At 63.8% G+C, this 14,993-nt stretch carries 12 protein-coding genes; 10 read left to right on the forward strand and 2 right to left on the reverse strand.

What is annotated here, in order from left to right; all coding sequences use genetic code 11:
• Window positions 1–46: 46 nt before the first annotated feature.
• A complete protein-coding gene (locus A9973_RS01505) occupies window positions 47–2,653 on the reverse strand; it encodes a [protein-PII] uridylyltransferase (protein ID WP_183012001.1) in 2,607 nt (868 codons plus the stop codon).
• 19 nt (window positions 2,654–2,672) lie between these two features.
• Window positions 2,673–3,494, reverse strand: coding sequence for a type I methionyl aminopeptidase (gene map / locus A9973_RS01510; protein WP_183012002.1), 822 nt, complete (start codon window positions 3,492–3,494; stop codon window positions 2,673–2,675).
• 786 nt (window positions 3,495–4,280) lie between these two features.
• Between map and rpsB the strand changes: the two genes are divergently transcribed.
• From rpsB to A9973_RS01560, 10 genes are all read left to right on the forward strand, one after another.
• Window positions 4,281–5,030 (forward strand): 30S ribosomal protein S2, encoded by a 750-nt coding sequence (gene rpsB / locus A9973_RS01515; RefSeq protein ID WP_105559721.1) that lies wholly within the window; start codon window positions 4,281–4,283, stop codon window positions 5,028–5,030.
• A gap of 180 nt (window positions 5,031–5,210) precedes the next feature.
• Window positions 5,211–6,089, forward strand: a complete 879-nt coding sequence (gene tsf, locus A9973_RS01520; protein WP_183012003.1) for a translation elongation factor Ts — start codon at window positions 5,211–5,213, stop codon at window positions 6,087–6,089.
• 117 nt (window positions 6,090–6,206) lie between these two features.
• Window positions 6,207–6,923 (forward strand): UMP kinase, encoded by a 717-nt coding sequence (gene pyrH / locus A9973_RS01525; RefSeq protein WP_006223440.1) that lies wholly within the window; start codon window positions 6,207–6,209, stop codon window positions 6,921–6,923.
• Between the two features lie 15 nt (window positions 6,924–6,938).
• A complete protein-coding gene (gene frr / locus A9973_RS01530; RefSeq protein WP_183012004.1) occupies window positions 6,939–7,499 on the forward strand; it encodes a ribosome recycling factor in 561 nt (186 codons plus the stop codon).
• A gap of 177 nt (window positions 7,500–7,676) precedes the next feature.
• Window positions 7,677–8,441: a polyprenyl diphosphate synthase gene (gene uppS / locus A9973_RS01535; protein ID WP_183012005.1), complete on the forward strand. Its 765-nt coding sequence runs from the start codon at window positions 7,677–7,679 to the stop codon at window positions 8,439–8,441.
• A gap of 52 nt (window positions 8,442–8,493) precedes the next feature.
• On the forward strand, window positions 8,494–9,351 hold the full coding sequence (locus A9973_RS01540) for a phosphatidate cytidylyltransferase (protein ID WP_183012006.1): 858 nt from the start codon (window positions 8,494–8,496) through the stop codon (window positions 9,349–9,351).
• Entirely contained in the window at window positions 9,348–10,547 is a 1,200-nt protein-coding gene (locus A9973_RS01545) for a 1-deoxy-D-xylulose-5-phosphate reductoisomerase (RefSeq protein ID WP_183012007.1), read from the forward strand. The genes A9973_RS01540 and A9973_RS01545 overlap by 4 nt, the downstream gene beginning before the upstream one ends.
• A 44-nt stretch (window positions 10,548–10,591) precedes the next feature.
• On the forward strand, window positions 10,592–11,923 hold the full coding sequence (gene rseP, locus A9973_RS01550; protein ID WP_183012008.1) for an RIP metalloprotease RseP: 1,332 nt from the start codon (window positions 10,592–10,594) through the stop codon (window positions 11,921–11,923).
• A 50-nt stretch (window positions 11,924–11,973) separates the two neighbouring features.
• Window positions 11,974–14,307 carry an outer membrane protein assembly factor BamA gene (bamA, locus tag A9973_RS01555; protein WP_183012009.1) on the forward strand — a complete coding sequence of 778 codons (2,334 nt, stop codon included), beginning with the start codon at window positions 11,974–11,976 and terminating at the stop codon, window positions 14,305–14,307.
• 109 nt (window positions 14,308–14,416) lie between these two features.
• Entirely contained in the window at window positions 14,417–14,977 is a 561-nt protein-coding gene (locus tag A9973_RS01560; protein WP_088588327.1) for an OmpH family outer membrane protein, read from the forward strand.
• Window positions 14,978–14,993 lie beyond the last annotated feature (16 nt).

Genomic DNA, 14,993 nt, shown 5'->3' on the forward strand with positions numbered 1-14,993 from the left:
TTGTATGCGTTCCAGGGGTGGTCTGGCGATGCCGAAGGGGGGCGGATCAGGCGACGCGCTGCTGGGCTTCTTCGCCGGCCAGCGCGTCCAGGACGTCGCGTTCGAACTGCATCTGGCTGCGGGGGCGGGCCAACGTCGAGCCGTCCACGATGAACACGTCTTCCACGCGGTCGCCCAAGGTCATGATCTTGGCCATGAGCAGGTTGACCTCGTGCTGGGCGAAGACGCGGGCCAGGGCGTGCAGCAGCCCGGGGCGGTCGGTCGCGGTGACCGACAGGCGCCACGAGGTGCTGCGCTCGTCGGGCTGCAGTTCGGCTTGGGGCATGACGGGGAACACCCGCGACACCCGCGACTGCCGGTTGCGGCCGTAGTAGCCGCCGCGATTGGGCTGCGCCTGGGCGGCTGCGTGCGGATCCTTCAGGCGTTCGGCCAGTTCGTGTTCGACCAGCGTCGCCTGGGCGCGCAGGTCGCTGGCGCCTTCAGGCAGCAGCACGATGAAGCTGTCCAGCGCCCAGCCGTGCCGCGTGGTGTGGATGCGCGCGTCCTGAATGGACAGGTTCTTGGCGTCGAAGTAGCCGCAGATCGCCACGAACAGGTCGGGCGCGTCGCGGGTGTAGACCATGATCTGCAGGCCTTCGCCCTGTTCGGTGGGGCGGGCCCTGACGACCGCTTGGGCCGGCGCGACCTGGTGGTACAGGTGGCGCGTATGCCAGGCGATGTCCGAGGCGTCGTGGCGCAGGAAATAGGCCACGTCCAACTGGTTCCAGAAGGCCTCGCGGGCATCGTCGCGCAATCCGGCCAGCCGGGTCAGGCGGGCGGCTTCTTCCTTGCGTTCGGTCAGCACGGTGTGGGCGTCGGCGTGGGCGCCGCCCAGGGCCGCCAGCGTCAGCTTGTACAGGTCTTCCAGCAGCTTGCCCTTCCAGGCGTTCCAGACCTTGGGGCTGGTGCCGCGGATGTCGGCCACCGTCAGCAGGTAAAGGGCCGTCAGATGGCGTTCGTCTTTGACGGTGGCGGCGAATTCCTGCACCACGGCCGGGTCGGACAAATCGCGCTTTTGCGCGACGGCCGACATCAGCAGGTGCTGGCGCACCAGGAATTCCGCCAGCATGGCGTCTTCGGGGTCCATGCCGTGGTCATGCGCGAACTTGCGCACTTCGCGGGCGCCGAGTTCGGAGTGGTCGCCGCCGCGGCCCTTGGCGATGTCGTGGAACAACGCTGCCACGTACAGCACCCAGTGCCGGTCCAGGCCCGCGATCAGCTGGCTGGCCAGCGGATACTCCTGGGCGTGTTCGGGCATGGTGAAACGGCGCAGGTTGCGCACCACCGCCAGCGTGTGCTGATCCACCGTGTAGGCGTGGAACAGGTCGTGCTGCATCTGGCCGACGATGCGGCGGAACACCGGCAGGTAGCGCGGCAGGATGTTCAGCATCGTCATGCGCCGAAGTTCGTGCACGATGCCGCGCGGCTGTTGCAGGATCTGCAGGAACAGCTTGCGGTTGACCGGGTTGCGGCGGAATTGCGCGTCGATGCGGTGGCGCGAATGCCAGATGGCGCGCAACGTGCGCGCCGACATGCCGGTCAGTTCAGGGTGCTGCTGCATCACCAGGAAGGCGCGCAGCAGTAGCGTGGGATTGCGTTCGAAACCGTCGTCCCGGATGATGTCCAGGCGGTCGCGCAGGTTGCGGAAATCGTCGTCGATGTCTCGCGCATCGCTGTCCGGACGCGGGAACAGGCGCTCTTCGATGTTCTGCACCAGGATGCCGTTCAACTGTGTGACCAGCCGCGCCGCCCAGTAGTAGCGCTGCATCAGCAGTTCGCTGCCGCGCCGCGTGGCGGTCGCATGGATGCCGTAGACCTCGGCCAGCGCCGGTTGCAGGTCGAACAGCACGCGGTCTTCGCGGCGGTTCGACAGCAGGTGCAGTTCGATGCGCAGGCGCTTGAAGGCCTGCTCGGCCTTTCGCAGGTCGCGCGCTTCAGAAGAGGTCAGCAGTCCCGCCTGGGCCACCGAACGCCAACTGTTGCCGAACCCCGCCGCGCGCGCCATCCACAGGATGACCTGCAGGTCGCGCAGGCCCCCGGGCGATTCCTTGCAGTTTGGCTCCAGGGCGTAGGGCGTGTCGTGGTAGCGGGCGTGGCGCTGCTGCATTTCCACGCGCTTGGCGCGGAAAAAGGCGCGCGGGTCCAGCCGGGATTTCGTCGCGGCGTCGAACTTCTTCATCAGCGCCCGGCTGCCGGCCAGCCAACGCGATTCCAGCAGCGCCGTTTCCACCGTGATGTCGGCGTCGGCTTCGCGTTCGCAGTCTTCGATGGTGCGCACGCTGTGGCCGGGCTCCAGGCCCAGGTCCCACAACGACGCCACCAGCCGTTCGATGGCGGATTCGTCCTCGGGGGTCGGCGGGTGCGGCAGCAGGATCAGCAGATCGACGTCGGAATGGGGGTAGAGTTCGCCGCGGCCATAGCCGCCCACGGCGGCCAGCGTGGCGCCGGCCGGCAGGGGACAATGCTTGATCAGGTCGCGCAGCGCCGCATCCACGATGCGCCGCAGCTCGGACAGCAGCGTGTCGGGCCGTTCGTGCTCTCGGAACTGGGCCACCGCGGCCCGCCGGGATTGCTGGATGCGTTCACGCAGGGAGCTCAGGATTTCGGCGGTCATGGCGGCGGGCGGCAGGGCCTCAGACGGCGGGGATGACGATGGGCTCGGTGATGAAGGCCGGCGGCTGGGGCATGCCCGGCGACAGGGTCAGGACTTCGTAGCCGGTCTCGGTGACGCAGACAGCATGCTCCCATTGGGCCGACAGGCTGTGGTCGCGGGTGACAACCGTCCAGCCGTCGGACAACTGGCGGATCTCGCGACGGCCGGCGTTGATCATGGGTTCAATGGTAAAAAGCATACCCGTCACCAATTTCACGCCCGTGCCCGGCTTGCCGTAATGCAGCACCTGGGGGTCTTCATGGAAGCGCTGGCCGATGCCGTGCCCGCAGAATTCGCGGACCACCGAAAAACCGTTGGATTCGGCATGCTTCTGGATCGCGTGGCCCACATCGCCCAACGTGGCCCCGTTTTTCACCTGCTGGATGCCTTTCCACATGCACTCGAACGTGATGTCGGTCAGGCGCCGCGACAGGATGGATTGTTCGCCCACGGCGTACATGCGGCTCGTGTCGCCGAACCAGCCGTCCTTGATGATGGTGACGTCGATGTTCAGCGAATCGCCGTTCTTCAGCACCTTGTCACCCGGGATGCCGTGGCAGACCTGGTGGTTCACGGACGTGCAGATGGCGCCGGTGAAGGGCGGGTAGCCGGGCGGCGCGTAGCCGACGGTGGCGGACTTCACCTTCAGTTCGTCAGTCAGGTATTCCAGACAGAGGCGGTCAAGCTCACCGGTTGTTACACCCGGCTTCACGTGGGGGGTGATGAAATCGAGGACTTTGGCGGCGTCCTGGCAGGCGGCGCGCATCTTGGCCAGGTCGGCCGGGTTGGTAATTGTGCCCATGGAGTAACTTGACGATCTCTCGCTTGAATGTCTGCTTGAAAGAATAGTAGAATTATAGGCTTCCCTAAAATTTTGGGGAGCAATCGGGTTACGGCAAGAGTCGATTCCAGGTGGTGTGGCCAAAAACGGCCCAACACGGATCAGCCGGTACCGTCACAAGCTCGCCCGTCTCATGAGATCGGCGGCAGGTCCTGAAGTTTCACCGCAAGCGAAGGTTGTGGAGCGAAATCGGGCAGGCCGTCAGGTGCTGGGAGGGGTGTCGCGGGTAGGTGCCGGCAGGTGCGTGCGGGGAAGTTCGAGGCCAGCGAAGCTGGGGCACGGCGTGCTTGTAATCCCGGTCATGTTTTAGAGCGGCGATGCAGGTTCGGTATGGATGTCGGATTAAGTTCTTGAAAACGTTATTGTTTTCTTAAGAAATGCCCCGGCGGTCTGATGCGCAAGAGGGCTGTAAGGCCTGAGGTGGCAGCAATGCCTCCATGCGAAGAGCTGGATTTCGCTGCCAACAAAACAAGTCCGGGTGCGCTGAGCGGGAAACCGCCGGAAACTTCCAGGAAATTCCTGGAGTGTCTGGATCAGCGCAATGCAAGCGTGCAGTGCAAGGCTCTCGTCGTGGCGGCCGTCTGGGTTTATCGCGGAAGCAGTAGGTTTATTGCGGCAGTGATCGGTCGGCCCGGTTAAAATTTTGTCCATCCCGCGTGTTGCGGGAAATCGCGCGCAACACCACCCAGGGTGTCAGCCAGATGCTGATGCAGGTGCGGCGCAAGAAATCAACCCTTGGAGAATTACATGTCTTTGATGCGCGAAATGCTGGAAGCGGGTGTCCACTTTGGTCACCAGACCCGTTACTGGAACCCCAAGATGGCTCAGTACATCTTCGGCCACCGCAACAAGATTCACATCATCAACCTGGAAAAGACGGTTGATAAGTACCAGGAAGCCACCAAGTTCGTGAAGCAGCTGGCTGCTCGCGGCGGCAACATCCTGTTTGTCGGCACCAAGCGCGCTGCGCGCGATCTGGTCGCTTCCGAAGCCGCCCGTTGCGGCATGCCCTTCGTCGACGCCCGCTGGCTCGGCGGCATGCTGACCAACTTCAAGACGGTCAAGACCTCGGTCAAGCGCCTGAAGGACATGGAAGTCATCGTCGCCGACGGCGGCGCTGAGCGCATGATCAAGAAGGAAGGCCTGCTGTTCCAACGCGAACTGGACAAACTGAACAAGTCGATCGGCGGCATCAAGGACATGAACGGTCTGCCCGACGCCATGTTCGTCATCGACGTCGGCTACCACAAGATCGCCATCGCCGAAGCCAAGACGCTGGGCATCCCCGTGGTCGCCGTGGTTGACACCAACCACTCGCCCGACGGCATCGACTACGTCATCCCCGGCAACGACGACTCGGCCAAGGCCATCGCGCTGTACGCCAAGGGCATCGCCGACGCCGTGCTGGAAGGCCGCGAACAGAACCTGAACGGTCTGGTCGAAGAGCAGGGCGAAGGTCAGGAAGAGTTCGTCGAAGTGCAGGACAACCAGGCTTAAAGCCTGCTGTCATGTCCGGCGGTTAGTGTCTGGGAGCGGCTCTGAACAAGGTCCGCTCCCGCCTCGCCGGCGCTGCGAAGGTGGGCTCCCATCTTCCGAACCCGCGAAACGCGGGCGTCCCATCGAATCAAATCACTGCCCCGGCGAGCCGGGGCGTGTCTTAGCAAAATTGGAGCAAACATGGCTGAAATTACCGCTGCCCTGGTCAAGGAACTGCGCGAGAAGACCGACGCGCCCATGATGGAGTGCAAGAAGGCCCTGACGGAAGCCGAAGGCGACCTGGTTCGCGCCGAGGAAATCCTGCGCGTCAAGCTGGGCAACAAGGCCAGCAAGGCCGCTGCCCGCGTCACCGCCGAGGGCCTGATCGGTCTGTTCATCTCCGCCGACGCCAAGCAAGGCGCCGTGATCGAAATCAACTGCGAAACCGACTTCGTCGCCAAGAACGACGATTTCGTCGGCTTCGTGAACAAGCTGGCCGAACTGGTCGCCACGCAGAACCCGGCCGACGTGGCCGCTCTGTCGGCGCTGCCCTACGGCGACGGTACGGTTGAAACGACCCGCACCGCCCTGATCGGCAAGATCGGCGAGAACATCTCGATCCGCCGCTTCGAGCGCATCCAGACCCCGAATTCGCTGGCCAGCTACGTGCACGGCGGCAAGATCGGCGTGCTGGTGGAATACACCGGCGCCGAAGAAGTGGGCAAGGACCTGGCGATGCACATCGCCGCCACCAAGCCCAAGGCCCTGAACGCCGACGGTGTGAACCCGGCCGACATCGCCGCCGAGCGCTCGGTTGCCGAGCAGAAGGCCGCGGAATCGGGCAAGCCCGCCGAAATCGTCGCCAAGATGGTTGAAGGTTCGGTTGCCAAGTTCCTGAAGGAAGTGACGCTGTTGTCGCAACCGTTCGTCAAGAGCGACAAGCACACGGTCGAACAGCACCTGAAGGAAAAGGGCGCTTCGATCAGCAAGTTCGTGCTGTTCGTTGTCGGCGAAGGTATTGAGAAAAAGACCAGCGACTTCGCTGCTGAGGTTGCCGCAGCCGCCGCCGGCGCCGCCTGACCTCGGGGTAGTGCTTAAAGGCCGGCACTAGATTAAATTCTAGTCCGGCCTTTTTCGCCGCAGGGCTCCCCATTCTTGTCTTACACTTTCGTCGGATTGTTCTTCGGGATATCACCTATGAGCAGCAGAGCATACAAACGGGTTCTTCTCAAACTTTCCGGCGAGGCGCTGATGGGCGATGATGCATTTGGCATCAATCGCGCCACCATCGTCCGCATGACCGATGAGATCGCCGAAGTCGCCGCCACGGGCGTCGAACTGGCCATCGTCATCGGCGGAGGTAATATTTTCCGTGGCGTCGCCCCGGGTGCGCAGGGCATGGACCGCGCCACCGCAGACTACATGGGCATGATGGCCACCATCATGAACGCGCTGGCGCTGCAAGACGCGCTCAAGCACAAGGGCATCGACACCCGCGTACAATCCGCCCTGAACATCGATCAGGTCGTTGAGCCCTACATCCGCCCGAAGGCCTTGCGTTACCTCGAAGAGGGCAAGGTCGTCATTTTCGCCGCGGGCACGGGCAACCCCTTCTTCACCACCGATACCGCCGCCGCGCTCCGCGGTGCCGAAATCGGTGCTGAGATCGTGTTGAAGGCCACCAAAGTGGACGGCATCTATAGCGCGGATCCCAACAAGGATCCCACCGCTACGCGCTATGCGCGCATCAGCTTCGATGAAGCGATCGTGCGCCGTCTGGAAGTCATGGACGCCACCGCGTTCGCGCTGTGCCGTGACCAGAAACTGCCGATCAAAGTGTTTTCGATCAATAAGTCCGGCGCGCTCAAGCGAGTCGTCAGCGGCGAAGACGAAGGCACGTTGGTACACGTTTAAAGAAAAGGAAATTCCATGAGCGCCGCAGAAATTCGCAAATCCGCCGAAGACAGGATGTCCAAGTCGCTTGATACGCTCAAGATCAACCTGGGCAAGATCCGTACGGGCCGCGCCCATACCGGCATCCTGGATCACGTGCAGGTCGAGTATTACGGTTCGCCGGTACCGGTCGGCCAGGTCGCCAACGTGAATCTCGTGGACGCCCGCACCATCAGCGTGCAGCCCTACGAAAAGCACATGGCCGGCCCGATCGAAAAGGCCATCCGCGAATCGGACCTGGGCCTGAACCCCATCTCGATGGGCGACACCATCCGCGTGCCGATGCCGGCCCTGACGGAAGAGCGCCGCCGCGACCTCACCAAGGTCGTGCGCAGCGAAGGTGAAGATGCCAAGATCGCCGTGCGCAACCTGCGCCGTGAAGCGAACGAAGCATTGAAGAAGCTGGTCAAGGACAAAGAGATCTCCGAGGACGACGAACGTCGTTCGCAGGACGACGTCCAGAAGCTGACCGATCGCGCCGTGGCCGACATCGACAAGATGGTCGTCCAGAAAGAAGCGGAAATCATGACCGTATAATTCTGGATCGCCCTGGGGCGGACGGCTTGGCCGTTTCGCTCCGGCGTCAGGATTCCTTGCCTATGCGCCGTCCTTTCCATTGCCCCGCAGCACCTTCATGCAGCAGCGATGGAACGACGGCGCAGGTTTTTCTCCCGTATTTCTGATTTCGCCGGTTTTCCGCGCAGTCCCCAATCCATGGCAACCAGTTCGACCCAGGCGGTTCCCGATACTCGCGATATCCCCGAGCACGTCGCCATCATCATGGATGGCAATGGCCGGTGGGCAACGCGTCGGTTGCTGCCGCGCACGGCCGGGCACGCCAAGGGCGTGCAGGCAGTGCGCCGCGTCGTCGAGGCCTGCGGCCGCGCCGGCGTGCGCTACCTGACCCTGTTTGCGTTCAGTTCCGAGAATTGGCGCCGGCCCGCCGAAGAGGTGTCGCTGTTGATGCGCCTGTTCGTGCAGGCGCTGGAGCGCGAGATCGGCAAGCTGGACGAGCAGGGCGTGCGGCTGCACGTGATCGGCGACCTGAGCGCGTTCGAGCCCCGCTTGCAGGAGCTCATCTTCGCCGCTCAGGCGCGCACCGCGCACAACGACCGCCTGCACCTGACGGTGGCGGCCAATTACGGCGGCCGTTGGGACATCCTGCAGGCCACCCGCGCCATGCTGGCTGCGGAACCGGCGCTTGCCGCCCACCCTGAACAGGTGGATGAAGCGCGCCTGGCGCGGCACCTGTCCATGTCCTGGGCCCCCGAGCCCGACCTGTTCATCCGCACGGGCGGCGAACAGCGCATTTCCAATTTCCTGATCTGGCAGATGGCCTACGCGGAGTTCTACTTCACGGACCGCTATTGGCCGGATTTCGGCGCCGCGGAGCTGCAGGCGGCTTTTGACTGGTATCGCACCCGCGAACGGCGCTTTGGCCGCACCAGCGCGCAAGTCAGCGAAAACGGCGCGCAATAAGCAGACGGCGGCAAGCGCGTCTTTCCAAAGCAGCACCCGAGGAGACCGTCATATGTTGGGCCAGCGTATCGTTACCGCCGTCATCCTGTTGGCCATTCTGGCCGCAGCGATGATCAGCGCCAATCCCTGGTGGTTCGTCGCCTTGCTTGCCCTGGCTGCCGCGTGCGCCAATTGGGAATGGCTGCGCCTGACGCTGCCGCAACCCCCGTCCCCCCTGATCGCCGTCGGTGTCGCCGTGCTGTTGTTCGGCGGCATGCTGGCGCTGACGTCCGCGTGGCTGACCGGCGACGGGACCGGCGCGAGCGACCCCGCCTGGGTCCTGTACTACGTCGTGCCGGCCGTCGCCGCCGTGTGGCTGTTCGGCGGTGTGGCCGCAGTGGTGCGCGGACGCTCCGACGCGGCGCCAGCCAGCCTGGGCTGGTCGGTGTTTTCGGTTCCGGCGGCGTTCGCGGCCTGGGCGGTCCTGGCGCAGCTGTTCATGGCCCGCGGCGCGGGTTTCGTGGTGTCGCTGCTGGCGCTGGTCTGGGTCGCGGATATCGCCGCCTATTTCGCCGGGCGCGCCTTCGGCAAGCGTAAACTGGCTCCGCGCGTCAGCCCCGGCAAGACGATCGAAGGCGCCATCGCCGGCGTGTTGGGCGCCGTCGTCTGGATCGGCTTGTCCAGCTTGTGGGCGGGCTCGTTCGGCCATGCCCTGGTCGAGCGCTGGAGCTTCTGGCTGGCATTGCCGATCGCGGCGCTGCTGGGTGTGCTGTCCATCGTGGGCGATTTGTTCGAGTCGCTGCTCAAGCGCCGTGCGGGCCGCAAGGATTCCAGCACACTGCTGCCCGGCCACGGCGGCGTCTATGACCGCATCGACGCGATTCTTCCCGTCGCGCCGTTCGCGCTACTTTTGTCTGGAGTGTTGTTTTGAGGGCTTTTCAACGCGTCGTCGTGCTCGGGTCGACTGGTTCGATCGGTGAAAGCACGCTGGATGTGATTGCCCGCCACCCCGAGCGGCTGGCGGTTTATGCGCTGTCCGCGTACAGCCGCATGGAACGCCTGGCCGAGCAGGCCCAGGCCAGCCGCGCCGCCGTGGTGGTGGTGCCCGACGAGGCCGCCCGCAAGCGTTTTGCCGCCGCGTGGGGCGGCGCCCGGCCCATGCCCGAGATCCGGGTGGGCGCGCAAGCGCTGGCCGATACGGCCGCCGACCCGCAATGCGATTCGGTCATGGCCGCAATCGTGGGTGCGGCCGGCTTGCCGGCGGCGCTTGCTGCCGCCCGCAGCGGCAAACGCGTGCTGCTGGCCAATAAAGAGGCGTTGGTCGCCGCCGGCTCGCTTTTCATGCAGGCCATCCGCGACAACGGCGCCGAATTGCTGCCTATCGACAGCGAACATAACGCCATCTTCCAATGCATGCCGCACGGCGGGCGGGCGGGTGCGCCCGAGGCGCTGGCGCCCGGGGTTCGCCGACTGCTGCTGACCGCGTCGGGCGGCCCGTTCCGCAACCGCGACCTGGAAGACCTTGAGGACGTGACGCCGGACCAGGCCTGCGCCCATCCCAACTGGAGCATGGGCCGCAAGATTTCGGTGGATTCCGCGACCATGCTCAACAAGGGCCTGGAAGTGATCGAAGCGCACTGGCTCTTCGCCATGCCCGCCGACCGCATCGAGGTCGTGGTGCACCCCCAAAGCGTCGTGCATTCGATGGTCGAGTACGACGACGGCTCGATCCTGGCGCAGTTGGGCCAACCCGACATGCGTACCCCGATTGCCTACGGACTGGGGTTTCCCGAGCGGCTGGGCAGCGGGGTAGGCCCCTTGGACCTGACCCGCCTCGGCCGCCTGGATTTCGAAAAGCCCGATCTGGCTCGATTTCCGTGCCTGGCGCTGTCGTTTGCAGCGCTTCGGGCCGGGCAGGCCGCCTGCGTGGCGCTAAACGCCGCCAACGAAGTCGCCGTCGAGGCGTTTTTGGGCGGCCGGCTGTCCTATACCTGGATTCCGAGAGTGATCGAGGCTTCCCTGGAGTGGCAGGCGCGGCAAGCATCTGTTACGCTCGGCAGTCTTGACGACGTGCTCGCGCTGGATTCAGAGGCGCGCATCTTCGCAGGTAACCTGGGGCTGGCCTGATGGCTGGCCGCGCTTGCTTTCAGATTTTCTAGATCCCGATTCCGATGCTTTTCACCCTGCTGGCCTTTGCGGTAGCGCTTGGCTCCCTGATCATCTTCCATGAGCTGGGGCACTATTGGGTAGCCCGCCTGTGCGGGGTGAAAGTGCTGCGCTTTTCGGTAGGGTTCGGCAAGGTCATCCTGCGCCGCACGGATCGCCACGGCACCGAATGGGCCGTTTCCGCTTTGCCCCTGGGCGGCTACGTCAAGATGCAGGACGAACCGCCTCCCGGTGCGTCCGCCGCCGAGGCCGCCAGCGCGTTCAACAACAAGTCCGTCGGCAAGCGTATCGCTATCGTCGCCGCCGGCCCGATCTTCAACCTGATCCTCGCCGTCTTCCTGTATGCCGGGCTGAACATGGCCGGCACAGACGAGCCGCAAGCCATCATCGCCCAGCCAGCCGCCGAGACGCCGGCCTCGCAGGCCGGCCTGCTTGCGGGCGACCGCATCCTGGCGATCGACGGTCAGGAAGTCGGCTCCTGGTCCGACGCCCGTTGGCGCCTGATGGACGTCATGGCCACGGGTGGCCGCGCTCAGATCGAAGTCAGCACGCCCGCCGGCGCCGTCCAGCAGCGCGAACTGAACCTGCCCGCCAACGCGATGGACCCTTCCGGCGGCGATCCGCTGGCCGCGGCCGGCATCCGCCTGGCCCAGCCCAAGCCCGCCGTGCGCGCCGTCAACGACGGCGGGGAAGGGCAGGCGGCCGGTTTGCGCCAGGGCGACCTCGTCATCGCCGTGGACGGCCAGCCCACGCCGGACACCAGCGCGCTGGTCAAGCAGATCCAGGAAAGCGCCGGCAAGACGTTGGCGCTGACGCTGGTGCGCGATGGCGCCAATATCTCGCTGAATGTCACGCCCCGCCCGGAATTGGTCAACGGCCAGGAAATCGGCCGCCTGGGCGTGCAGCTTGGCGGCGATATCCCGATGGTCACCGTGCGCTACGGCATCTTCGAAAGCGTGTGGCGCGGTGCCGTGCGCACCTGGGACACCGCTTGGTTCTCGCTGCGCATGATGGGCCGCATGGTGACGGGCGACGTGTCCTGGCGCAATGTCAGCGGCCCCGTCACGATCGCGGATTACGCCGGCCAGACCGCAAGAATCGGCATTGTTGCGTACATCGCCTATATCGCCTTGATCAGTATCAGTCTGGGCGTACTAAATTTGCTTCCCATTCCTATGCTGGATGGTGGCCATCTGCTGTACTATCTCGTCGAAATTGTGCGGGGTAGCCCGCCGCCAGCGAGGTGGATCGATATCGGGCAACGCGCCGGCATAGGTTTATTGGCAGGCCTCATGGGGCTTGCGCTGTTCAACGATTTCACGCGTTTGTTCACTTGAACGCGATTTAGCATAAAATCCCCCGCCATTTGCACGACCGAGGATACTGGATGTCTTTTCGCCGGATGTTTCATCACAAAAAGGGTGTACTGCCGGGTCTGATCGCCGCATTGCTGCTGCCGGCCATGGCCCAAGCCTTCGACCCTTTTGTCGTGCGGGATATCCGCGTAGAGGGTATTCAACGGACTGACGCCGGCACGGTGTTCGGCTATCTGCCCGTCAAGGTCGGCGAAAAGTTCACGGAAGAAGAAGCGACCGAAGCGATCCGCCGCCTGTACGGCACGGGTTTCTTCACCGACGTGCAGATCCAGACGGACAATAACGTGGTCGTCGTGGTCGTGCAGGAACGCCCGACGATCGCCTCCGTCAACTTCAACGGCATGCGCGAATTCGATTCCAAGGCCATCACCACCTCGCTTGGGCAGGTGGGATTCGCCGAAGGCCGCATTTTCGACCGTTCGATGCTTGAGCGCGCCGAATACGAACTGAAGCAGCAATACCTGTCCAAGGGCAAGTACGGCGTCGAAGTGACGTCCACCGTGACCCCGCTGCCGCGCAACCGCGTCGGCGTGAGCTTCGACGTGTTCGAAGGTTCGGTCGCCCGCATCCAGGAAATCCGTTTCGTCGGCAACAAGGCCTTCTCCGAAAGCGACCTGCTTGACGAGTTCAAGCTGACGACGCCGGGCTGGCTGACCTGGTACACCGATACCGACAAGTACTCGCGCGAAAAGCTCGAAGGCGATCTGGAGCGTCTGCGCTCGTTCTACCTGGACCAGGGTTACCTGGAGTTCTCGGTCGAGCCCCCGCAGGTCACGATTTCACCCGACCGCAAAGACATCCGCATCACGATCACCGTTCACGAAGGCGAGCCCTACAAGGTGCGCAGCGTGAAACTGGCCGGCAACCTGCTCGGCCTGGACAAGGAAATCAACGCGCTGGTGCAGACCAAGCCGAACGAGACGTTCTCGGCCGCCAAGGCCAACGATTCGGCCAAAGCCATCACGGACTACCTGGGTGAACTGGGCTACGCGTTCGCCAACGTGAACCCGAACCCGCAGCTGGATCGCGCCAAGCACGAAGCCGACTTGACGTTCTACGTCGACCCGAGCCGCCGCGTCTACGTGCGCCGCATCCAGATCGGCGGCAACACCCGCACGCGCGACGAAGTCGTGCGCCGCGAAATGCGCCAGCAGGAAGCCGCCTGGTACGACGCCAAGGACATCAAGACCTCGCGCGACCGCGTCGATCGTCTGGGCTACTTCAGCGACGTCAACGTCAAGACTGATCCGGTTCCGGGTTCGCCCGACCAGGTCGACGTGAACGTCGACGTGAAGGAAAAGCCCACCGGCATGATCAACCTGGGCGTGGGCTACGGCTCGTCCGAAAAGGCGATTCTGTCGGCCGGCATCAGCGAAGACAACGTTTTCGGCAGCGGCACCAACCTGACGCTGCAGTTGAACACCAGCAAGACGAACCGCGCGATCGTGCTGTCGCACACCGATCCGTACTGGACCAAGGACGGCATCAGCCGCACGACGTCCGCGTACTACCGTGTGACCGAACCCTGGAACAACAACGACGGCGACTATCGCGTCAAGGCGCTCGGCCTGGGCATGAACTTCGGTATTCCGATTTCGGAATACGACCGGATCTTCCTGGGCGCGAACTTCGAACACAACCAGATCGACCTGTTCACGAATTCGCCGCAGGCCTACAGGGACTTCGTCGGCCAATACGGCGATTCGACGAACTCGGTGATCTTCAGCACGGGCTGGTCCAACGATACGCGCGACAGCGCGCTGGCCCCGACCAAGGGCTCGTACACCCGCCTGAAGGCCGACGTGTCCACGGTCGACCTGCAATACACCATGTTGACCGGCCAGCAGCAGTATTTCGTGCCGCTGGGCGGTTCCTACACCCTGGCCTTGAACGGCATGGTGGATTGGGGCCGCAGCTACGGCAGCAAGAACTACCCGATCATCAAGAACGTCTATGCCGGCGGTATCGGCACCGTTCGCGGCTACGAAGGGTCGTCGCTGGGTCCGCGCGATACGCTCACGGGCGATTATCTGGGCGGCACGCGCCGCATGATCGCCAACGCGCAGTTGTACCTGCCGTTCCCGGGCGCCTCGAAAGACCGCACGCTACGCTGGTTCATCTTCAGCGACGCGGGCCAGGTGGCGGCGGGCAGCGGCTTGAGCTGCACCCGCGGTCGTAACAACACCGAGGTCGACGATCCTTGCGGCTGGCGCTTCTCGGCCGGTGTCGGCCTGTCGTGGCAGTCGCCGATGGGTCCGCTGCAACTGTCTTACGCCCGTCCGCTCAACTCCAAGGCGGGTGACGACAAGCAAAGCTTCCAGTTCCAGATCGGGACGGGTTTCTAAGCAGGCCGTTACGCTTGAAAACAAGGGGGAGGCCCGCTGGACCGGCTCCCTTGCTGTTTAGTGGCACAATACACACTTTGGCTTTGCCTTACTGGAAGGTGAGATTTTCATGATGTCTGATTTCGCACTTAAATCATCGAATACGCCGGGCGCGAAGCGCCGTGGCAAGCTGGGCGGCTCCATTGCCCTGGTGGGTGCGCTCATTCTCGGTTCGGCTGCCGCGATTCCCGCGCAAGCTCAAAACACCAAGATCGGCTTCGTCAACACCGAGCGGATTTTGCGTGAATCGGGCCCGGCCAAGACGGCGCAAAGCAAGATCGAAGCTGAATTCAAGAAGCGTGACGACGAACTCCAGCGCCTGAACAACAGCCTGCGTTCGCAAGCCGAAAAGTTCGACAAGGACGCGCCTGTCCTGTCGGAGTCGGACCGCGTCAAGCGCCAGCGTGAACTGTCGAACCTGGACACCGACCTGCAACGCAAGCGTCGCGAATTCCAGGAAGACTTCAACCGCCGCCGCAATGAAGAGTTCTCGGGCATCGTGACGAAGGCCAACGAGGCCATCAAGCGTATCGCCGAGCAAGAAAGCTACGACCTGATCATCCAGGACGCCGTGACGGTCAACCCGCGCATCGATATCACCGACAAGGTGATTCAGAGCCTGGGCAAGTAAGCAGTACCCGTCGAGT

The organism is Achromobacter sp. UMC46, from assembly GCF_014170335.1.
Lineage (GTDB): Bacteria > Pseudomonadota > Gammaproteobacteria > Burkholderiales > Burkholderiaceae_B > Achromobacter.